Source organism: Thauera butanivorans (assembly GCF_048398245.1).
GTDB lineage: Bacteria > Pseudomonadota > Gammaproteobacteria > Burkholderiales > Rhodocyclaceae > Thauera > Thauera butanivorans.
Genome location: NZ_CP183038.1, coordinates 2,568,347 through 2,590,092 on the forward strand (window position 1 = coordinate 2,568,347; position 21,746 = coordinate 2,590,092).

Annotated in this window: 14 protein-coding genes; 8 read left to right on the top strand and 6 right to left on the bottom strand. The window is 67.1% G+C overall.

Annotated elements, in window-relative coordinates:
- Nucleotides 1-31: 31 nt before the first annotated feature.
- Both dapD and dapC read right to left on the bottom strand, forming a co-directional pair.
- Nucleotides 32-853: a 2,3,4,5-tetrahydropyridine-2,6-dicarboxylate N-succinyltransferase gene (gene dapD / locus ACNQFN_RS12540; protein ID WP_068637290.1), complete on the bottom strand. Its 822-nt coding sequence runs from the start codon at nt 851-853 to the stop codon at nt 32-34.
- Between the two features lie 21 nt (nt 854-874).
- Nucleotides 875-2,068, bottom strand: a complete 1,194-nt coding sequence (dapC, locus tag ACNQFN_RS12545) for a succinyldiaminopimelate transaminase (RefSeq protein ID WP_068637289.1) — start codon at nt 2,066-2,068, stop codon at nt 875-877.
- Between the two features lie 221 nt (nt 2,069-2,289).
- Between dapC and smc the strand changes: the two genes are divergently transcribed.
- From smc to galU, 4 genes are all read left to right on the top strand, one after another.
- On the top strand, nt 2,290-5,826 hold the full coding sequence (gene smc, locus ACNQFN_RS12550) for a chromosome segregation protein SMC (RefSeq protein WP_418646669.1): 3,537 nt from the start codon (nt 2,290-2,292) through the stop codon (nt 5,824-5,826).
- Nucleotides 5,827-5,860: 34 nt separating this feature from the next.
- A complete protein-coding gene (locus ACNQFN_RS12555; RefSeq protein WP_068637288.1) occupies nt 5,861-6,964 on the top strand; it encodes a cell division protein ZipA C-terminal FtsZ-binding domain-containing protein in 1,104 nt (367 codons plus the stop codon).
- Nucleotides 6,964-9,018, top strand: coding sequence for an NAD-dependent DNA ligase LigA (gene ligA, locus ACNQFN_RS12560; protein WP_068637287.1), 2,055 nt, complete (start codon nt 6,964-6,966; stop codon nt 9,016-9,018). Before ACNQFN_RS12555 ends, ligA begins: the two co-directional genes overlap by 1 nt.
- A gap of 96 nt (nt 9,019-9,114) precedes the next feature.
- Nucleotides 9,115-10,020 carry a UTP--glucose-1-phosphate uridylyltransferase GalU gene (gene galU, locus ACNQFN_RS12565; RefSeq protein WP_068637286.1) on the top strand — a complete coding sequence of 302 codons (906 nt, stop codon included), beginning with the start codon at nt 9,115-9,117 and terminating at the stop codon, nt 10,018-10,020.
- Nucleotides 10,021-10,104: 84 nt separating this feature from the next.
- On the opposite strand, the gene ACNQFN_RS12570 is transcribed toward galU, so the two are convergent.
- Entirely contained in the window at nt 10,105-12,849 is a 2,745-nt protein-coding gene (locus ACNQFN_RS12570; protein WP_418646670.1) for a cation-transporting P-type ATPase, read from the bottom strand.
- A gap of 155 nt (nt 12,850-13,004) precedes the next feature.
- Nucleotides 13,005-14,822 carry a translational GTPase TypA gene (gene typA, locus ACNQFN_RS12575; RefSeq protein ID WP_418646671.1) on the bottom strand — a complete coding sequence of 606 codons (1,818 nt, stop codon included), beginning with the start codon at nt 14,820-14,822 and terminating at the stop codon, nt 13,005-13,007.
- A gap of 115 nt (nt 14,823-14,937) precedes the next feature.
- Between typA and ACNQFN_RS12580 the strand changes: the two genes are divergently transcribed.
- Both ACNQFN_RS12580 and ACNQFN_RS12585 read left to right on the top strand, forming a co-directional pair.
- Nucleotides 14,938-15,675, top strand: coding sequence for an S-methyl-5'-thioinosine phosphorylase (locus tag ACNQFN_RS12580; protein WP_418646672.1), 738 nt, complete (start codon nt 14,938-14,940; stop codon nt 15,673-15,675).
- Nucleotides 15,676-15,707: 32 nt separating this feature from the next.
- Nucleotides 15,708-16,214, top strand: a complete 507-nt coding sequence (locus ACNQFN_RS12585) for a TIGR00645 family protein (RefSeq protein ID WP_068637283.1) — start codon at nt 15,708-15,710, stop codon at nt 16,212-16,214.
- 37 nt (nt 16,215-16,251) lie between these two features.
- Here the strand turns inward: ACNQFN_RS12585 and ACNQFN_RS12590 are convergent, their stop codons facing one another.
- Together ACNQFN_RS12590 and map are read right to left on the bottom strand one after the other, a co-directional pair.
- Nucleotides 16,252-18,828 carry a [protein-PII] uridylyltransferase gene (locus ACNQFN_RS12590; protein WP_068637282.1) on the bottom strand — a complete coding sequence of 859 codons (2,577 nt, stop codon included), beginning with the start codon at nt 18,826-18,828 and terminating at the stop codon, nt 16,252-16,254.
- A 30-nt stretch (nt 18,829-18,858) separates the two neighbouring features.
- Nucleotides 18,859-19,680, bottom strand: coding sequence for a type I methionyl aminopeptidase (map, locus tag ACNQFN_RS12595; protein ID WP_068637281.1), 822 nt, complete (start codon nt 19,678-19,680; stop codon nt 18,859-18,861).
- A 297-nt stretch (nt 19,681-19,977) separates the two neighbouring features.
- On the opposite strand from map, the gene rpsB reads away from it, so the two are divergent.
- Nucleotides 19,978-20,733 (top strand): 30S ribosomal protein S2, encoded by a 756-nt coding sequence (gene rpsB / locus ACNQFN_RS12600; protein WP_068637280.1) that lies wholly within the window; start codon nt 19,978-19,980, stop codon nt 20,731-20,733.
- Between the two features lie 106 nt (nt 20,734-20,839).
- The gene (tsf, locus tag ACNQFN_RS12605) at nt 20,840-21,745 is read left to right on the top strand and encodes a translation elongation factor Ts (protein ID WP_068637279.1); all 906 of its coding nucleotides are present in this window, start codon (nt 20,840-20,842) and stop codon (nt 21,743-21,745) included.
- Nucleotide 21,746: the final 1 nt, after the last annotated feature.

Sequence of the window (21,746 nt, forward strand, 5' to 3'; positions counted from 1 at the left end):
CCGTCAATAAGGAAGGTTCTTGCCCACCAACTCAGGCGCCGCGCAGCAACTCGTTGATGCCGGTCTTGGCGCGGGTCTGCGCATCGACCTTCTTCACGATCACCGCGCAGTACAGGCTGTACTTGCCGCAGGCCGAGGGCAGGCTGCCCGGCACCACGACGGCGCCGGCGGGCACGCGGCCGTAGGTGACCTCGCCGGTCTCGCGGTCGTAGATCTTGGTGCTCTGGCCGATATACACGCCCATCGACAGCACGGCGTTCTCCTCGATGACGACGCCTTCGACGACTTCCGAACGGGCGCCGACGAAGACGTTGTCCTCGATGATCACCGGACCGGCCTGCACCGGCTCGAGCACGCCGCCGATGCCGACGCCGCCGGACAGATGTACGTTCTTGCCGATCTGGGCGCAGGAGCCGACCGTGGCCCAGGTGTCGACCATCGAGCCTTCATCCACGTAGGCGCCGATATTCACATACGAAGGCATCAGCACCACGTTCCTGCCGATGAAGCTGCCCTTGCGGGCGACGGCCGGCGGCACGACACGAAAACCGCCTTCGCGGAACTGCTCGGGCGAGTAGTCGCCGAACTTGGTGTCGACCTTGTCGTAGAAATTGAGGCCGCCGGCCGACACGATTTCGTTGTCGCGCAGGCGGAAGGAGATCAGCACGGCTTTCTTGATCCACTGGTTGACCACCCACTGGCCGTCCTTCTTCTCGGCCACGCGCAGCGTGCCGGCATCCAGCCCGGCAATGACGGCCTCGACCGCATCGCGGATCTCGGCGGGAGCGGAGCTGGGCGACAGGCTGGCGCGGTTCTCGAAGGCCTCGTCGATGATCTGTTGCAGTGCTTGCATTTGGTTTTCTCTCTTGGAGTTTCAGAGACTTCTGCAGAAGTCGATGATGCGCTCGGCCGCTTCGACACACTCGTGAGTGTCGGCAACCAGCGCGATGCGGATGAATCCGGCGCCCGGGTTGACGCCGCCAGACTCCCGGGCGAGGTAGCTGCCCGGCAGGACCGTCACATTATATTCAGCCTGCAGACGGCGGGCGAACTCGGTATCCGGCAGCGGCGTGCGCACCCAATGGTAGAAGCCCGCATCCGGCATCCGGACGGGCAGCCAGGGCGCCAGCATCGGCGTGATGCGGGCGAATTTCTCGCGGTACAGGCGGCGGTTCTCGGCGACGTGTTCTTCGTCGTTCCAGGCCACGACCGATGCTGCCTGCACCGGCGGACTCATCTGGCAGCCGTGATAGGTGCGGTAGAGCACGAAGTCCTTCAGGATCCTCGCGTCGCCGGCGACGAAGCCCGAGCGCATGCCCGGCACGTTCGAGCGCTTGGACAGGCTGGAGAACATCACGATGTTGCGGAAGTCGGTGCGCCCCAGTCGCCAGGCGGCTTCGAGCCCGCCGATCGGCTTCGCCTCGTCGTCGAACCAGATTTCGGAATAGCACTCGTCGGCCGCGATGACGAAGCCGTGGCGATCGGACAGCTCGAACAACTGCTTCCATTCGTCCAGCGACAGCACGCGGCCGGTCGGGTTGCCCGGCGAGCAGACGTAGACCAGTTGCACGTCGCGCCAGACGGCCTCGTCGACGGCATCGAAGCCGGACGCAAAGCCGTTCTCCGGCAGGTGGTTCAGAAAGACGGGTTCGGCGCCGGCCAGGTAGGCCGCGCCTTCGTAGATCTGATAGAAGGGGTTCGGGCACAGCACCTTGGCACCCGGCCGGGTACCGTCGATCACGCACTGGCCGAAGGCGAACAAGGCTTCGCGCGTACCATTGACCGGCACCACCTGGGTGGCGGGGTCGATCTTCGGCAGGCCGTAGCGGCGTTCCAGCCAGTGGGCGATGGCGCCGCGCAACGCATCGCTGCCCAGCGTCAGCGGATAGCTGGACAGGCCGTCCAGGCTGTCGGCCAGGGCGTGGCGGATGAAATCGGGTGTCGGATGCCGGGGTTCGCCGATCGACAGGCGGATCGGACTCAAATCCGGCGGTGGCGTGATGCCGGCAAACAGCTGGCGCAGCTTCTCGAAGGGGTAGGGCTGGAGGCGGGTGAGGTAAGGATTCACTTTGGCACAAAATCCACGCCGCAGCAGCGTGCCGCAGCCGAGTGGGAAAGGCCGGAAATGGTATCATGGCGGGCCTTGCCGGCACTGCGCCGGGATGGCCAGTCCCGGCTGCGCAGCCGTTTTCGTCCCGTTCAATCCGCCGCCTCGTTCCGCTTGCCGCCATGCTGGCGATGGCTGCGGCCCGGCTTCCCGCTTCCAGGCATCGATCCTCTCCTTCCGACGTGCGTCTGTCCAAGCTCAAACTTGCCGGTTTCAAGACTTTCGTCGATCCGACCACGGTACTGACGCCGGGCAATCTGGTCGGTGTGGTCGGCCCCAACGGCTGCGGCAAATCCAACATCATCGACGCGGTGCGCTGGGTGCTGGGCGAGACGCGCGCTTCGGCCCTGCGCGGCGAGTCGATGCAGGACGTGATCTTCAACGGCTCGACCACGCGCAAGCCGGTGTCGCGCGCCAGCGTCGAACTGGTCTTCGACAACGCCGAAGGCCGTGCTGCCGGGCAGTGGTCGCGCTACAACGAGATTTCGGTCAAGCGCGTGCTCGACCGCTCGGGCGAGTCGACCTACTACATCAACAACGTGCACGTCCGGCGCAAGGACGTCATCGACCTGTTCCTCGGCACCGGGCTGGGGCCGCGCGCCTACGCGATCATCGAACAGGGCATGATCTCGCGCATCATCGAGGCCAGGCCCGAAGAGATCCGCGGCTTTCTCGAAGAAGCCGCCGGCGTCACCAAGTATCGCGAGCGGCGCAAGGAGACCGAAGGCCGGCTGCGCGATGCGCGCGACAACCTCGCCCGTCTCGACGACATCCGCATGGAGCTGGGCGAGCGCATCGGCCATCTCGAAGCCCAGGCCGAAGTCGCGGCGCGCTTCAACAGCCTGAGCGCGGCCCATGTGCAGAAGCAGCAACTGCTGTGGCTGCTCAAGCGCAACGAGGCCCGGGCCGAGCAGGCCCGCCTGAGCGAGGAGCTGAACGCCGCCACCTTGCGCATCGAGTCGGACAGCGCGCGCCTGCAGGAACTCGAAGCCGCCGTCGAAACGGCGCGTGAAGCGCATTTCGAAGCGTCCGAATCGGTGCACGTGGCGCAGAGCGACCTGTTCGCCGCCAGTGCCGAAGTGGCGCGGCTGGAAACCGAACTGCAGCACCTGGGCGAGGCGCGCAAGCGCCTGGAGGCCCGCCTGGCGCAGCTCGAACTCGACCGCGCTCATTGGGAGGCGCGGCGCGAGGCGCTGATCGAGGACCGCGAGCGCTGGCTGGGGCTGGCGGACAATGCGGCGATGCGTGCCGAACAGGCCGAGGCGCGGCACACCGAGATCGCCGGGCGGGTGCCCGAACTGGAGTCCGAGCGCCAGGCGGCGGATGCCACTGTCGTGACTGCGCGCCGTGAACTGGCGCAGACCGAGCAGCAACTGCGGGTCGAGGAGGCCCACCGCGCCAGCGCGACGCGGGCGCTCGATGCCTTGCAGCAGCGCCGCGGCCGCATCGAAGGCGAACGCGCGGCGATCGTCGGCCCCGACGAGCGCGAGCTGGCCGAACGCGAAGCGCGCCTCGAAGCCCTGCAGGCTTCGCTCGAAGGACAGCAGCAGACCCTGGCAGAGTTGCAGCAGGAGATGCCGGATGCGCAGGCGGCATTGAAGGCGGCGCTGGAGCACGAACGCGCGGTACAGCGCCGCCTGACCGAACTGCGTGCGCGCCGCGACGCGCTGGTGCAGTTGCAGGCCAAGGTGCAGTCGCAGGGCAAGCTCGGCGACTGGCTCAAGCGCCACGGACTGGACAGCCTGCCGCCGCTGTGGCGCAGCCTGCGCGTCGCCGAAGGCTGGGACGCGGCGGTGCAGGCGGTGCTGCGCGAGCGCCTGGCCGCGCTGCTGGCGCCCGACGCAGCGTCCGCGCGCGCCTTGCTGGATGAAGTGCCGCCGGAATCGCTCGCGGTCGTGCTCGGCACCGAACACGCTGCGCCACCGGCTGCTTCCGCCGGGGACGGCTATGCCGGGCTGGAACCGCTGCTGGCGAAAATCGAAGTGCTCGACGCCGGCCTGCAGCCGCTGCTCGCCGGCTTCCTGCGCGGGGTCCATTGCGTCGAGCACCTCGATGACTGGCTGCCGCGCCACCGCGAGCTGCCGGCGGAGGTGCTGCTGGTCGGTGCGCATGGCCAGATGCTGGGCAGGGGACTGCTGTCGCACTCGGCGCCCGACAGCCGCACCCATGGCGTCATCGAGCGCCAGCGCGAAATCGACCATCTCGCCGACGAGCAGGGCGCGCTGGAAGACGAAGCCGCCATCGCCCATGAGGCCTTGCAAGCCGCCGAAGCGGCGGCGACGGCCTTGCAGGAACGGATCAACACATTGAGGCGCGACGGCCAGGGCATGCAGGCACAGGTCCACGCGGAGCAGGTCGAAGTGCTCAAGCTCGCGCAGGCACGCAGCCGCGCGGAAGAGCGCCATGGCCAACTGGCGCGCGATCTGGAAGACCTGGTCCATCTCGAACAGACCGAGCACGAGCATCTGGCCCGCGCCGAGCGCGACCTGGCCCGGGCGGAAGAACTCGCCGAACTGCAGCGCGAGCGCCTCGATGCCGGCATGGACGTACTGCGCGAGCGCGAGCAGGCCCTGCAGGAAGCGCGGGCGCTGGAACAGGCAGCGGCGCGCGAGCTGCAGGAAGCGAGGTTCTCCGAGCGCGAGTGCGCCGGCAAGCTAGACGACATCGGCCGCAACCTGCAACTGGCCGCCGAACAGTTCGAGCGTGCCGTCGCCGAGACGCAGACCCGGACCGCCGAGCTGGAGGCCACCGACGACAGCCGCAGCTTCGACGCCTTGCAGACCGCGTTGGCGCTGCGTTCGAGCCGCGAGGCCGCGTTGGCGGCCTGCCGCGACGCGCTGGAAGACGCCGCGGCCCGGCTTCGCCAGGCTGAGGAAACGCGGCTGCGCACCGAACAGGAAGCCGCGCCGATGCGCAACCGCGTCGCCGAGCTGCGGCTGGCGGTGCAGGCCAGCGAACTGGCGGTCGAGCAGTTCGCCGAGCGCCTGCTCGAAGTCGACGCCGACGAGGCCGCGCTGCAACCCTTGCTGGATGCAGACGTCAAGGAAAGCACGTTGCAGCGCGAAGTTTCCCGGCTGGCGAGGGAGATCGCCGAACTGGGCGCGGTCAACCTCGCCGCGCTCGACGAGCTGCGCAGCGCCTCCGAGCGCAAGGGCTATCTCGATGCCCAGACCGAGGATCTGCTGCAGGCGATCGACACGCTGGAAGACGCGATCCGCCGCATCGACCGCGAGACGCGCGAGCAACTGCAGGAGACCTACGACACCGTCAACCGCCAGTTCGGCAGCCTGTTCCCGCAGTTGTTCGGCGGCGGCCGGGCGGAGCTGGTGCTGACCGGCGAGGAGATCCTGGATGCCGGCATCCAGATCGTCGCCCAGCCGCCGGGCAAGAAGAACTCCTCCATCCACCTGCTGTCCGGCGGCGAGAAGGCACTAACCGCGATTGCGCTGGTCTTTTCGATGTTCCAGCTCAATCCGGCGCCATTCTGCATGCTTGACGAGGTGGATGCGCCACTGGACGATACGAACACCGAACGCTACGCCAACATGGTCAAGCGCATGTCCTCGCAAACCCAGTTCATCTTCATCAGCCACAGCAAGATCACGATGGAGTTCGCGCAGCAGCTGGTTGGGGTGACGATGCAGGAGCAGGGTGTGTCGCGCGTGGTGGAAGTGGACATGGAAGAAGCGCTGCGCCTGGCCGAGCCGGCGGCAGCCTGAAGAACAGCAAGGAATTCGGGAATCTCTCTTACATATGGACAGCGAACTTCAGATCGCCCTCATCGGTGCGGGTCTCGGCGTCGTGGTGCTGATTTTTGCCTACAACAAGTGGCAGGAACGCAAGCACCGCAGCAAGGCCGAAAAGGTTTTCAAATCCGAACACCGCGACGTGCTGCTCGAACCGCGCGGCGGCGGGCAGAGCGAAGAGGCGGGGGAACGTTTCGAACGGCGTGAACCGGGCTTCGGCAACGGCGACGACGAAATCCCGCGCCCGGTGCGCGAGGCATCGATCAAGCGTTCGGCCCCCGAGCTGCCCGCGCTGCTCGACGCCCGCACCGACTGCGTGATCCGCCTCGAGGCGATCGAACCGCTCGACGTGCAGCGTGTCTGGCAGGCACAGCTCGAGCACCTCGAAGGCCTGTCCAAGCCGGTCCGCTGGTTCGGCTTCAACGATGCCGAGAACCTGTGGTTCCCGCTCGGCCCCGACGCCGACGGCGCCTGCCACTGGTTCTGCGCCGCGCTGCAGCTGGTCGATCGCCGCGGTTCGATCGGCGAAGCGGACTTCATGCGTTTCTCGGGGGGCGTGCAGCGTGTCGCCGACCTCGTCATGGCGCTGCCGCCGGGCTTGCCGGCGCGCGGCGAGACGCTGCACGGCGCGGCCCAGCTCGATGGCTTCTGCGCCGAAGTGGACGTACAGATCGGCGTCAATGTGATCGCCGGCGAGCGTCCCCTCGAAGGCCGGGAAATCGCCCAGTTCGCCAGGCGCCATGAGCTGAGCCTTGCCGGCGACGGCAGCTTTCATGCCCTGGCCGACGACGGCAGCACGCTGTTCACGCTGGCCAACCTGGAAGCGGGCGCGTTTTCCGAGGACATGGCGTCGCTGGCGACCATGGGGGTCACGCTGGTCATCGACGTTCCCCGCGTGCGTGACGGCGTGGCGGCCTTCGATCACATGATGGAACTCGCCGGTGCGCTGGCGCAGCAGAGCAAGGGCACGGTGGTGGATGACAATCGTGCCCCCTTCGGCGCCGAGGCGGCTGCGATGATCCGCAGCCAGATCCGCCAGTTCCAGGATCGCATGGCCGAAAGCGGCATCCCCGCGGGCGGTCCGCTGGCAAGACGCCTGTTCGCGCTGTGATGGATTCGCCCGTTTCTGCGGCGCAGCGCGCGCAAGCGCTGCGCGACGAGATCGCTCGCCACGACCACGCCTACTACGTCCTCGATGCGCCGACGGTGCCGGACGCCGAATACGACCGCCTGTTCCGTGAACTGCAGGCGCTGGAAGAGGCGCATCCCGAGCTCCACACCGCCGATTCGCCGACCCGGCGCGTCGGCGGCAGGCCGCTCGAACAGTTCCCGCCGGTACGCCATCGGGTGCCGATGCTGTCGATCCGCACCGAGACCGACACCGAGGCCAGCGGTGCCCATACTTTCGATGCCCGCGTGCGGCGCGAGCTCGGGCTGGGCGAGGGCGATGCCGAGGTCGAGTACGTCGCCGAACTGAAGTTCGACGGCCTCGCCGTCAGCCTGCGCTACGAGCATGGCATGCTGGTGCAGGCCGCCACCCGCGGCGACGGCGAGACCGGCGAGGACGTCAGCAGCAACGTCCGCACGATGCGCGCGGTGCCGCTTCGCCTGCACGGCCAGGCGCCCGCGGTGCTGGAGATCCGCGGCGAAGTCTATATGCGCCGCGACGACTTCGAGGCACTGAACCTGCGCCAGGCCGAAGCCGGCGAAAAGACCTTCGTCAATCCGCGCAACGCCGCGGCCGGCAGCATCCGCCAGCTCGATCCGGCGATTGCCGCGCGCCGGCCGCTGTCCTTCTTCGCCTATGGCCTGGGCGAAACCGAAGGCTGGGCGCTGCCGGCGACCCATGCCGAAGTGCTCGACGCCATCGCCGCCTTCGGCCTGCCGGTGTGCGGGCACCGCGCAGTGGTGCAGGGCGCGGCCGGGCTGGCGGCCTTCCACGCGCGCATCGCCGGCCTGCGCGAGACGCTGCCCTTCGACATCGACGGCGTGGTGTACAAGGTCAATTCGCTCGAGCTGCAGCGACAGCTCGGCTTCGTCACGCGCGAGCCGCGCTGGGCGGTGGCGCACAAGTACCCGGCGCAGGAGGCGGTGACGCTGCTGCGCGGCATCGAAGTGCAGGTCGGCCGCACCGGCGCGCTGACGCCGGTGGCGCGGCTGGAACCGGTGTTCGTCGGCGGCGTCACCGTCACCAATGCCACGCTGCACAACCAGGACGAGATCGACCGCAAGGACGTGCGCATCGGCGACTGGGTGATCGTGCGCCGCGCCGGCGACGTCATTCCCGAAGTGGTCGCGCCGGTCGTCGAGCGGCGCCAGGGCGAGCTGCCGCGTTTCGACCTGCTCGAACGTTTCCCCGCCTGTCCGGTGTGCGGCTCGCATGTGGTGCGCGGCGAGGACGAAGTCGTGGCGCGCTGCACCGGCGGCCTGTTCTGCCCGGCCCAGCGCAAGCAGGCGCTGCTGCATTTCGCCGGGCGGCGGGCGATGGACATCGAGGGGCTGGGCGACAAGCTGGTCGAGCAACTGGTCGATGCCACCATCGTCAAGACGCCGGTCGACATCTACCGGCTCGGCATCCTCGCGCTGGCGAATCTGGAGCGCATGGGCGAGAAGTCGGCGCAGAACCTGCTCGCCGCGATCGAGAAGAGCCGGTCGACGACGCTGGCGCGCTTCATCTTCGCGCTCGGCATCCGCAACGTCGGCGAAGCTACCGCGCGCGATCTCGCACGCCATTTCGGCAAGCTCGATGCGCTGATGGAGGCCGACGCCGAGGCCTTGCAGCAGGTGCCGGACATCGGTCCGATCGTCGCCCGCTCCATCGTCGAGTTCTTCGGCGAACCCCACAACCGCGAAGTCATCGAGCAGTTGCGTGCCGCCGGCGTGCATTGGCCGGAGAGCGAGCAACTACGGATGCCCCAGGGCGGGCTGGCAGGGCAGACCTTCGTGATCACCGGCACCCTGCCCACGTTGACGCGCGACGAGGCCAAGGCGCTGATCGAGGCGCGGGGCGGCAAGGTCGCGGGCTCGGTGTCGAAGAAGACCACCTGGCTGATCGCCGGCGCCGAAGCCGGCTCCAAGCTGGTCAAGGCGCAGGAGCTGGGCGTGGACATCCTCGACGAGGAAGGCTTGCGTGAACTGCTGCGCAAAACGGATACAAATGCCTGATGCAGGCGGCTGCGGCTTCGCGCATGATGCCGGGCGCGCCGGCCAGCCGAGGCATGGACGGCTTTGTCGAACGATCGAACAGGGAGTGAAGCAGGCATGAAGAAGATCACCAAGGCAATATTTCCGGTCGCCGGCATGGGCACGCGCTTCCTGCCGGCGACCAAGGCCAGCCCGAAGGAGATGCTGCCGATCGTCGACAAGCCCCTGATCCAGTACGCGGTCGAAGAAGCGGTGGCAGCGGGCATCACCGACATGATCTTCATCACCGGCCGCACCAAGCGTTCGATCGAGGATCACTTCGACAAGGCCTACGAACTCGAGACCGAGCTGGAATCCCGCGGCAAGAAGGAACTGCTCGAGATCGTGCGCAAGACGGTGCCCAAGGGCGTCAACTGCATCTACACCCGCCAGTCCGAAGCGCTGGGCCTGGGCCATGCGGTGCTGTGCGCCGACAACATCGTCAATGACGAAGCTTTCGCGGTGATCCTCGCCGACGACCTGCTCGACAACAAGGACGGCACGCCGGTGCTCAAGCAGATGGTCGACGTCTTCAGCTACCACCGCTGTTCGGTACTGGGCACGATGAACGTGCCGCGCTCGGAAACGCGCAGCTACGGCATCGTCAGCACCGAGAACGAGTCGGGCAAGGTGCAGCGCATGACCGGCATCGTCGAAAAACCCAAGCCCGAGGAAGCGCCCACCACGCAGGCGGTGGTCGGCCGCTACATCCTGACGCCGCGCATCTTCGAGCACATTCGCGCCCTGAAGCCCGGCGCCGGCGGCGAGTATCAGCTCACCGACGCCATCGCCTCGCTGCTGAAGGAAGAGGCCGTGCTGGCCTACCAGTTCGACGGCGTGCGCTACGACTGCGGCTCCAAGCTGGGCTACCTGAAAGCGACCATCGAATTCGGCCTGCGCCACCCGGAAACGGGTGCCGAATTCGCCGACTATCTCGGCGAACGCTTCGGCGCGCAGCAAAAGAGTGCGAAAACCGCCAAGTAGGCGGCACCGAGAGAAAGCACTGGCAAGGAATGCGCGGGGTGGAGGGAAGCCGGCAAGCGGCCTCCCTCCACCCCGCGTCGCGTTTCAGGCGTGATGCAGCCGTGCGGCCAGCGGGGTGCGGCGGATGATGAACTTCTCCGCTTCCGCGACGCAGAACACCAGCAGGCCGGCGCCCAGCACCTTGGCCCACTCCAGCAGCGTCAGGTCGTCCGAACCGAAGATACCCTGCATCAGCGGCAGATGGGTGAAGGCCAGTTGCAGCGGAATGCAGGCGGCGATCGCCAGCAGTACGTAGCGGTTGCCGCTCAGGCGGGCGGGCGCGAGGATGAAGCGGCTGTTGACCAGATAGAACATTTCCGCCGCGACCACTGCGTTCACCGCCATCGTGCGTGCGGTCTCGATGCTGGTGCCCTTGTCCAGCTCGTACAGGAACAGGCCGAGCGCGCCGGTCATCATCAGCACCGACACCATCAGCACGCGCCAGACGAAGAAGCCCGACAGCAGGGCTTCGCCGGGCGGCCGCGGCGGACGGTTCATAATGCCGCGCTCGGCCGGCTCGAAAGCCAGCGCGAGGCCGAGCGTGCTCGACGTCACCATGTTGATCCACAGCACCTGGGCCGCCGTCAGCGGCAGGATCAGCTCGAACAGGATCGCGGCGATCACCACCAGCGCCTCGCCGCCGTTGGTCGGCAGCATGAACAGGATGAACTTCTTGAGGTTGTCGTAGACCGCCCGGCCTTCGCGCACCGCGGTGGCGATGGTGGCGAAGTTGTCGTCGGCCAGCACCATGTCGCTGGCTTCCTTGGCGGCCTCGGTGCCTTTCATGCCCATCGCCACGCCGACGTCGGCGCGCTTCAGGGCCGGGGCGTCATTGACGCCGTCGCCGGTCATCGCCACCACCTGGCCATGCTCCTGCAAGGCCTGCACCAGGCGCAGCTTGTGCTCGGGGCTGGCGCGGGCGAAGACATCCACTTCCATCGCCACCTCGCGCAGCGTGGCATCGTCCATCACCGCCACCTCGGCGCCGGTCAGCGCCGGTTTGCCGACGCCGATGGAAAGCTGGGCACCGATCGCGCGCGCCGTTTCGGCATGGTCGCCGGTGATCATCTTGACGCGGATGCCGGCATGGTGGCAGTCGCCCACCGCGCGGATGGCTTCCTCGCGCGGCGGGTCGATGATACCGACCAGGGCCAGCAGCACGAAGCCGGCGTCCACGTCGGCGAAATCGAGCGACTCGCCCTGCGGCGCGGCGCGCTTGCAGGCCAGCGCCAGCAGCCGCAGCCCCTGCGCGGCGACATTGGTCGCCATGCGCCGCCAGGTGTCGATGTCCAGCGGCTCCTCGCCGTCGGCGCCCCACTGCGCGCTGCACATGTCGAAGATGCGCTCCGGCGCGCCCTTGGTGAAGATCCACGGCATGTCGTCGCTGTCGCGATGCCAGGTGGCCATGAAGCGGTGCTGGGATTCGAAGGGGATCGAATCGAGGCGGGGCCAGGCTTCGTCGCCGAGGTGCTGCGAAAAGCCGGTCTTGCCGCCGAGCACCAGCAGCGCACCTTCGGTGGGGTCGCCTTCGATTCGCCACAGATCGTCTTCCTCGCACAGGCGGGCGTCGTTGCACAGCACGCCGGCACGGATCGCCATCGCCAGCGCGGGATAGTGCTCGGGGTCGATGATGCGGCCGTCCACGCTCAGGTCGCCCACCGGTGCGTAGCCGACGCCGCCGACGTCGAACACGTGGCCGGCGCAGACCACTTTCTGCACCGTCATTTCGTTGCGCGTCAGCGTGCCGGTCTTGTCCGAGCAGATCACCGTGACCGAGCCCAGCGTCTCGACCGCCGGCAGGCGGCGGATGATCGCGTTGCGCCGCGCCATGCGCTGCACGCCGAGGGCCAGCGTGACGGTCATGATCGCCGGCAGGCCTTCGGGAATCGCGGAAGCGGCCAGTGCCACCACCATCATGAACATGTCCGCCGGCGCGTGTCCGCGCCACAGCGTGCCGAGCACGAAGGTCGCGGCCGACAGCGCCAGAATGGTCAGCGCCAGGGCGTGGCCGAAGCGATCGACCTGGCGCAGCAGCGGCGTCGTCAGGCTGCGGATGTCGGCCAGCATCTGGTTGATCTTGCCGAGCTCGGTGGCTGCGCCGGTCCTGACCACGATGCCGCTGGCCTGGCCGTACACCACCAGGGTGCCGGAGTAGGCCATGCCGTGGCGGTCGCCCAGCGGCGCATCGGCGGCGACGGTGGCGGTGGTCTTCTCCACCGGCAGGGATTCGCCGGTCAGCGCGGCTTCCTCGACTCGCAGCTCCTTGACCGAGGCGAGGCGCAGATCGGCCGGCACGCGGTCGCCGGAGGCCAGCACGACAAGGTCGCCGGGCACCAGTTCGCCGGCGTCGATTTCCCGCCGGACGCCGTCGCGCACGACCATCGCGTGGGGCGAGAGCATGCCGCGGATGGCGTCGAGCGCGGATTCGGCCTTGCCTTCCTGGATGAAGCCGATGATGGCGTTGATGATCACCGCCGCCATCAGCACACCGGTGTCGACCCAGTGGCCGAGCAGCGCGGTGATCAGGGCGGCGCCCATCATCACGTACAGCAGGATGTTGTGGAACTGCATCAGCAGACGCAGCAGCGGGCCGCGCCGTTTGGGCGGTGCCAGGCGGTTCGGGCCGTAGACGCCCAGGCGCCTGGCGGCTTCGGCCTCGGTCAGTCCGCGCGTTCCGGTCTGCAGCATTTCCTCGACCTGGGAGCGGCTCAGGGTGTGCCAGCGGGTGGGCGGCTGGGACGAGGAAGGAAAAGGATCGCCGGCGTGAACGGGGCGTGAGTCTTTCGTCATGGGTCGGTCTCGATGTCCGGTCGCTTGTTGCATATTCTGACAAGCGATGCTCGACTCTTCCAGACAACGGCAGGATCGTCGTAGTTCATGCCGCAAAAGGAAAACGCCCTTCACGGCGATCGGGAAGGGCGTTCATGCGTGGCGGCAGCGGCGGCTCAGGCGTCGGCGGCTTTCGCTGCGCGCTTGCGCTCGTGCTCCTGCAGGTGGCGCTTGCGCAGGCGGATCGACTTCGGTGTGATCTCGACCAGTTCGTCGTCGGCGATGAACTCGATCGCCGATTCGAGCGTGAGCTGGATCGGCGGCGTCAGGTTGACCGCCTCGTCCTTGCCCGAGGCGCGCACGTTGGTGAGCTGCTTGCCCTTGATCGGGTTGACGACGAGGTCGTTGTCGCGCGAATGCACGCCGATGATCATGCCTTCGTACAGCGCGTCGCCCGGGCTGACGAACATGCGGCCGCGGTCCTGCAGGTTCCACAGCGCATAGGCCACGGCGTCGCCGTTGTTCTGCGAGATCAGCACGCCGTTGCGGCGTTCGGCCATCTGGCCGGCCATCGGGCCGTAGTCGTCGAAGACGTGGCTGGCCAGGCCGGTGCCGCGGGTCAGGGTCAGGAACTCGCCCTGGAAGCCGATCAGGCCGCGGGCCGGGATGCGGTATTCGAGGCGCACGCGGCCCTTGCCGTCCGGCTGCATGTCCTGCAGCTCGCCACGGCGGCGGCCGAGTTCTTCCATGACGCCGCCCTGGTGCTCTTCCTCGACGTCGACGGTCAGCAGCTCGTAGGGCTCGCACTTCTGGCCGTCGATTTCCTTGAACACCACGCGCGGGCGGCCGACGGCCATCTCGTAGCCTTCGCGGCGCATGTTTTCGAGCAGGATGGTCAGGTGCAGTTCGCCGCGGCCCGACACTTCGAAGACGTCGGCGTCCTGGGTGTAGTTGACGCGCAGCGCGACGTTCTTCAGCAGTTCCTTTTCCAGACGTTCGCGGATCTGGCGGCTGGTGACGTACTTGCCTTCGCGGCCGGCCAGCGGCGAGGTGTTGACCATGAAGTTCATCGTCAGCGTCGGCTCGTCGACGGCGATCGGCGGCAGCGGGTCGAGCTTGTCGGGGTCGCACAGCGTGACGCCGATGTTGACCTGGTCGATGCCGGCCACCAGCACGATGTCGCCGGCTTCGGCGACCTCGGCGGCCGAGCGCTCCAGGCCCTTGAAGGTCAGCACCTGGCTGACCTTGCCCTTGCCGCGGTTCTCGTCGCCGTACATCACGACCAGTTCCTGGTTCGGGCGGATGCGGCCGCGCTGGATGCGGCCGATGCCGAGTTGGCCCATGTAGGTGGAGTAGTCGAGCGAGCAGATCTGCAGCCGCAGCGGGCCGTCGACGTCGATCTCGGGCGGCGGCACGTACTTGAGGATGGCTTCGAACAGCGGACGCATGTCCTTGCGCTCGTCGTCGAGGCTCTCGACCGCGAAGCCGTTGAGGCCGGAGGCGTAGATGACCGGGAAGTCGAGCTGTTCCTCGGTGGCGCCCAACTTGTCGAACAGGTCGAAGGTGTGGTTGATGACCCAGTCCGGGCGGGCGCCCGGGCGGTCGATCTTGTTGATGACGACGATCGGCTTCAGCCCCAGCGCCAGTGCCTTGCGGGTGACGAAGCGGGTCTGCGGCATCGGGCCTTCCTGGGCATCGACCAGCAGCAGCACGCTGTCGACCATCGACAGCACGCGCTCGACCTCGCCGCCGAAGTCGGCGTGGCCCGGGGTGTCGACGATGTTGATGTGGGTGTCGCCGTACTGGATCGCACAGTTCTTGGCGAGGATGGTGATGCCGCGTTCCTTCTCGATGTCTCCCGAGTCCATGACGCGTTCGGCGACCTGCTGGTTTTCGCGGAAGGTGCCGGACTGGCGCAGCAATTGGTCGACGAGGGTGGTCTTGCCGTGGTCGACGTGGGCGATGATGGCGATGTTGCGGATGGCGCGGGACATGGAGGCGGGAAGTCTTTGAAAGGGCGAGGATTCTAACATGCGTTGCGGCAGCGCAGCATCCTTTGTCGAAGCTGCGTGCTAAAATCCGCGCCCATTTTTTCAGCGGAGCAAGCGGATGCTCGCGATCATCGGCGGCAGCGGCCTGACCCAGCTTTCCTCCCTCGCCATCGTGCGGCGCGAGGTCGTGCGCACCCCCTACGGCGAGCCGTCCGGCGCGCTGACCTACGGCAGCCTGTGTTCGGAGCCGGTGATCTTCCTCGCCCGCCACGGCTACGGCCATACGATTCCGCCGCACCGGGTCAATTACCGCGCCAACATCTGGGCGCTGAAGCAGGCGAAAGTCAAGGGCATCATCTCGGTGGCCTCGGTGGGCGGCATCCGTGCCGATCTCGGCCCGGGCACCCTGGTCGTGCCGGACCAGATCATCGACTACACCTGGGGGCGCGACAGCAGCTTCTTCGAAGGCGGCGAGATGCCGGTCAAGCACGTCGATTTCACCCACCCCTACGACGCGGTGCTGCGCCGGCGGCTGCTGGCGGCGACGGCAGCCGCCGGCGAGCGCGCGGTGGACGGCGGCGTCTATGCCGCCACCCAGGGGCCGCGGCTGGAAACGGCGGCGGAAATCGACCGGCTGGAGCGCGACGGCGCCGACGTCGTCGGCATGACCGGCATGCCGGAGGCTGCGCTGGCGCGCGAACTGGAGCTGCCGTATGCGGCGCTCAACGTCGTGGTCAATCACGCCGCGGGGCGCTCGGACAGCGCGCGCGGGATCGTCTTCGACGACATCGAGGCCACGCTGCAGACGGCGATGGCCCGGGTGCGCGCCATCCTCGAAATGATCTGCCAGGTATGAAACGGAAAGCGATGAATCAGGAAGCGCAAGACATGAAACGGCTGGAAAACAACTTCGAGCACCTGCTGTTCTCCAGCCGCTGGCTGATGGCGCCGGTCTATTTCGGCCTGGTGCTGGCGATGGTGGTGCTGCTGGTCAAGTTCGGCAAGGAAGTGTGGGGCCTGTTCGCCCACATCATGACCGCGACCGGCGGCGAACTGATCATCGGCGTGCTGTCGCTGGTCGACATCGCGCTGATCATGAACCTGCTGATCATCATCATGTTCAGCGGCTACGAGAACTTCGTCTCCAAGATGGACGACCTGCACAGCCACCAGGATCGCCCGGAGTGGATGGGGCACATCGGTTTCTCCGACCTCAAGATCAAGCTGATCGGCTCGATCGTGGCGATCTCGGGTATCGAGCTGCTGAAGGCCTTCATGAACGTGGACAACCTCAGCGACCGCCATCTGGCCTGGATGGTCGGCATCCACATCACTTTCCTGTGTTCCGGTGTGCTCTACGCGCTGATGGACCGCCTCGGCGGCAAGGCTCACTGAGGGCCAGGCTCTCCGGCCCGGCCCTCGGTGGCGCGCCTCAGACCTGCAGGCGCTGCAGCAGTTCGCGCTCGATGCGCAGCAGCTGGGCGTCCTGGGCAAGCGTGGCGCCGCTGAGCAGGAAAGTATCCTCGACGCGTTCGCCGAGCGTGGCGATCTTCGCCGTGAGCAGGCGGATGCCGTGGTTGGCGAGTATTTCGGCGACGTCGAACAGCAGTCCCGGCCGGTCGGCCGCGGTCAGCGACAGGATGTAGTGCCGGCCCGCCTCGTCGGCGCGGATGCTGACCTGCGGCGTGATCGGGAAGTGCTTGACGTGGCGCGACATGCGGCCGCGCGACGGGCGGTCGAGCGCATCCGGGCGGGCCAGGTAGGCGGTGAGCTCGTGCTCGATCAGCGTGATCACGTCGCGGTAGCGGGCTTCGCCGCCCGGATCCTGCAGGATGAAGCTGTCGAGCGCATGGCCGTGGCGGGTGGTGTGCACCTTGGCGTCGAGGATGGTGAAGCCGAGGCGGCTGAAGAAGCCGGTCAGGCGGACGAAGAGCTCCCGCTGGTCGGGGGTGAACACCATCACCTGCACGCCGTCCTCGTCCTCGGTCACCCGTGCCTTGACGACGGGTTCATCGGAGTCCGGGCGAAAGTACAGCACGCGCGTGTGCCAGGCGATCTCCTCGGCCGAATGGCGCATGAAATACACCGCGTCCAGCTCGGACCACAGCCGCTCCTCGACGCCGGGACGCAGGCCGTGATAGCGCAGCAGCCGGCGCGCATCCTCGAGGCGGTCGTCCATGCCCAGCGCCTGCTGCGGGGTGGCGCCGCGCAGCAGGCGCTGGGCGGCGAAGAAGAGATCCTCGAGCAGCCTGCCTTTCCAGCCGTTCCAGACCTTGGGGCCGGTGCCGCGGATGTCGGCATGGGTGAGCAGATAGAGCGCGACGAGGCGGCGTTCGCTGCCGACGATGTCGGTGAAGCGCTGGATCACCTCGGGGTCGGAGATGTCTTCCTTCTGGGCGAAGTGGGACATGATCAGGTGCTGCCCGACCAGCCAGACGACGAGTTCGGTGTCTTCGTCGTCCAGGCCGTGCAGCACGCAGAAGTCACGTGCATCGATCATGCCCAGCCTGGAGTGATCGCCGCCGCGGCCCTTGGCGATGTCGTGGAACAGCGCCGCGATGTAGAGCAGCCAATGGCGGTCGAAGACCTGGATCAGGCGCGTCATCAGCGGATATTCGTGCGCGTGCTCGCCCATCGTGAAGCGCCGGATGTTGCGCAGCACCGTCAGGATGTGCTGGTCGACGGTGTAGGCATGGAACAGGTCGTGCTGCATCTGGCCGACGATCCGCCGCCAGGCCGGCAGGTAGCGCGACAGGATGCCGTATTCGTTCAGGCGCCGGAAGGCGTGCACGATGCCGCGCTTCTGCTGCAGGATCTGCAGAAACAGGGCGTGGTGCGCGGGGTCGGCGCGGAAGGCGGCGTTGATGCGGTTGCGGTTGATCCACAGCGCCCGCAGCGTTCGCGCGGTCATGCCCTTGAGTTCCGAGCGCTGCTGCAGCAGCAGGAAGCATTCCAGCAGTGCCGACGGCTGGCGCTCGAAGATGTCCTCGTGGCGGATGTCGAGCAGTTCGCGCACGGCCTGGAAGCGTGGGTTGATGACAATGGCCGCGCCGCGGCCGGGGAAGATCACCGTGCCGTAGTTCTGCAGCAGGATGGTGTTGAGCTGCGTCACCATCTTGGCATTGACGTAGTAGCGCTGCATCAGCACTTCGGAAGCGCGCCGGTTGGCGCTGGCGCCGATGCCCATGATGCGCGCCAGCTTTTCCTGGTGGTCGAACAGCAGGCGGTCTTCGGCACGCCCGGCCAGGTAGTGAAGGCGGATCCGCAGGTGCTGCAGGAAGCGTTCCACGCTGCGCAGCTCGCTGGCTTCGCTGCCGGTGATCAGGCGGCGACGGGCCAGGTCGCGCCAGTTGCGGCCCAGCCCGGCAGCTTGTGCGATCCAGCCGAGCATCTGCAGGTCGCGCAGCCCGCCGGGACTGTCCTTGCAGTTCGGTTCGAGCGAATAGGGGCTGTCGTCGAAGCGCGCGTAGCGCTGCTCCTGTTCGAGCAGCTTGGCCTTGTAGAAGGTGGGTACGTCCAGCGCGGCGCGATAGCGCTCTTCCAACTCGGTGAACAGCAACGCGTTGCCCGCGAGGAAGCGGGCCTCGAGCAGGCTGGTCTGCACGGTGATGTCGTCGTCCGCGGCTTCGATGCATTCATCCACCGTGCGCGCGGCGTGGCCGATTTCGAGCCCGATGTCCCACAGCGCGCCGACCATCGCGCTCAGCCGGATGCGGGTCTCCACGTCCGCCGTGCCCGGCAGGAGGACCAGCAGATCGACGTCCGAGGCGGGAAACAGCTCGCCGCGCCCGTAGCCGCCGACCGCCACCAGGGCCGCGTTGGCCGGCATGCCGCAAGCCTGCCAGAGGCCGGCGACCTCGGCGTCGACCAGCCGTGTGCGCCCCTCCAGCACCGTCGAGGTGCGCGGATGGGCATCGTACGCGGCGCGCAACGCGGCCGAACCATCGGCCAGCCGCTGCCGGGCTTCCGCGATCAGGGCTTGAAGGCGGGCGTTGAGAGCGTCTTGCATGGTGGCTCGGGCCTTGCGCGAAAAGCGGATTCAGGCGAAACGCGAGGCGACGACGGCCGGCGGGGGCGGGCAGTGCTCGGACAGGGTCAGGACTTCGACGCCGGTCTCGGTGACCAGCACGGTGTGCTCCCACTGCGCCGACAGGCTGCGATCCTTGGTGACGATGGTCCAGCCGTCGGGCAGTTCGGAAATGGCGGCCTTGCCGGCGTTGATCATCGGCTCGACGGTGAAGATCATGCCCGGCAGGAGCTCCGGCCCGGTGCCGGCCTTGCCGTAATGCAGCACCTGCGGCTCCTCGTGGAACTTGCGGCCGATGCCGTGGCCGCAGAATTCGCGCACCACCGAGTAGCCGTTGCCCTCGGCATGCTTCTGAATCACGGCGCCGATGTCGCCCAGATGGCCGCCCGGCTTCACCGCGGCGATGCCCAGCCACATGCATTCATAGGTGATCTGGGCCAGCCGGCGCGAAGCGATGCTGGCCGCGGCCTCGCCGCCGACCAGGAACATGCGGCTGGTGTCGCCATGGAAGCCGTCCTTGATCACGGTGATGTCGATGTTGAGGCTGTCGCCCTTCTTCAGTGCCTTGTCGCCCGGGATGCCGTGGCAGACCTGGTGGTTGATCGAGGTGCAGATCGACTTGGGGAAAGGCGTGTAGCCCGGCGGGGCGTAGTTCAGCGGTGCCGGAATCGTCTGCTGCACATCGACCATGTAATCGTGGCACAGGCGGTCGAGTTCGCCGGTCGTGACTCCCGGCTTGACGAAGGGGGCGATGTAGTCGAGAACCTCGGCGGCGAGGCGGCAGGCCACGCGCATCTTTTCGATTTCTTCCGGGGTTTTGAGGACGATGCTCATGTCGGTTTCTGTCTGCTGGGGCTGGAAAGGGTCTAAAGGTATCGCAAGCGGGCTGGGGCGGGCAAACACGAGGCACGCGCGCCCTTGAGCAGGGTAACGCTGGCATGCTAAGATCGCAGGCTTGTCTGCATGGGCAGGCAAAAATCCACACGTCCTGTGGAATGGGGTCCGGCGCGCGTACCGAAGGTGCGAAGCCGGCAAGGTGCAAAGGGCGCGTGCGGGCCACGGTGATGGCCGGTGCGCGTGACGGAGCACTCCCGGGGCGGAGGTCCAACCCTTTCAAATCTGGAGTTTCACATGTCAGTCACGATGCGTCAGATGCTCGAAGCGGGCGTCCATTTTGGTCACCAGACCCGTTTCTGGAATCCGCGCATGGCCTCGTACATCTTCGGCCAGCGCAACAAGATCCACATCGTCAACCTCGAGAAGACGATGGTGAAGTACAACGAAGCGATGGACTTCGTGCGCAAGCTGGCCGCCAATCGCGGCAACATCCTGTTCGTCAGCACCAAGCGCCAGGCGCGCGAGATCATCGCCGAGGAAGCCCGCCGTGCCGGCATGCCTTTCGTCGATGAGCGCTGGCTCGGCGGCATGCTGACCAACTTCAAGACCGTCAAGCAGTCGATCAAGCGCCTGAAGGAAGTCGAGGCCATGGTCGAAGACGGTTCCATCGAGCGCCTGTCGAAGCGCGAAGCGCTGACCGTGCGCCGCGAAATGGAGAAGCTGCAGAAGTCGATCGGCGGCATCAAGGACATGGGCGGCCTGCCCGACGCGCTGTTCGTCATCGACGTCGGCTACCACAAGATCGCCATCACCGAAGCCCAGAAGCTGGGCATCCCGGTCGTTGCCGTGGTCGATACCAACCACTCGCCCGAAGGCGTGGATTACGTGATCCCGGGCAACGACGACTCCTCGCGCGCGATCCGCCTGTACGCCCGTGGCGTGGCCGATGCCGTGCTGCAGGGGCGCAGCCAGGTGCTGCAGGAAATCGTCGATGCCGGTGGCGACGAGTTCGTCGAGGTCGAGGAAGAGAACACGCAAGAGCAGGCCTGATCTGCGGCTTGCGAGGGCCTCGAGGGGCCCTTTTTTGTCATCGTGAATACCCGTTCCGCATTGGCTGGGGCCGGTGCGGGCGATAGCCGAAATTCGAGGAGTTAGCATGGCGGAAATCACCGCGAGCATGGTCAAGGAACTGCGCGAGAAGACGGACGCGCCGATGATGGAATGCAAGAAGGCGCTGACCGAAGCGGCCGGCGACATGGGCAAGGCCGAAGAGATCCTGCGCGTCAAGCTCGGCAACAAGGCCAGCAAGGCGGCGACCCGCGTGGCGGCCGAAGGCGTGGTCGGCATCGAGATCTCCGCCGACGGCAAGCTGGGTGCCATCATCGAAGTCAACTGCGAAACCGACTTCGTCGCCAAGAACGACGATTTCCTGGCGCTGGTGCAGAACTGCGCCAAGCTGGTCGCCGACAAGAACCCGGCCGACGTTGCTGCGCTGTCGGCGCTGCCGCTGGCCGACGGCACGGTCGAATCCGTTCGCACCGCGCTGGTCGGCAAGATCGGCGAGAACATGTCGATCCGCCGCTTTGCCCGCGTCGAGGCCAAGGGCCAGCTGTTCAGCTACATCCACGGCGGCGCCAAGATCGGCGTGCTGCTGGATCTGGTCGGTGGCGACGAGCAACTGGGCCGCGACATCGCGATGCACATCGCCGCGTCCAAGCCGAAGGCGCTGGATGCTTCGGGCGTCGCGCAGGAACTGATCGATGCCGAGCGCCGCATCGCCATCGAAAAGGCGCGTGCCGACAACAAGCCGGAGGCGATGCTGGAGAAGATCGCCGACGGTACGGTGCAGAAGTTCCTGAAGGAAGTCACGCTGCTGGCCCAGGTCTTCGTCAAGGCCGAGGACGGCAAGCAGACCATCGAACAGCTGCTGAAGGCCAGGGGCGCTTCGGTCGCCGGCTTCATGCTGTACATCGTCGGCGAAGGCATCGAGAAGAAAGTGACCGATTTCGCCGCCGAAGTGGCCGAGCAGCAGGCTGCTGCAGCTGCTGCCGCCAAGCAGTAAG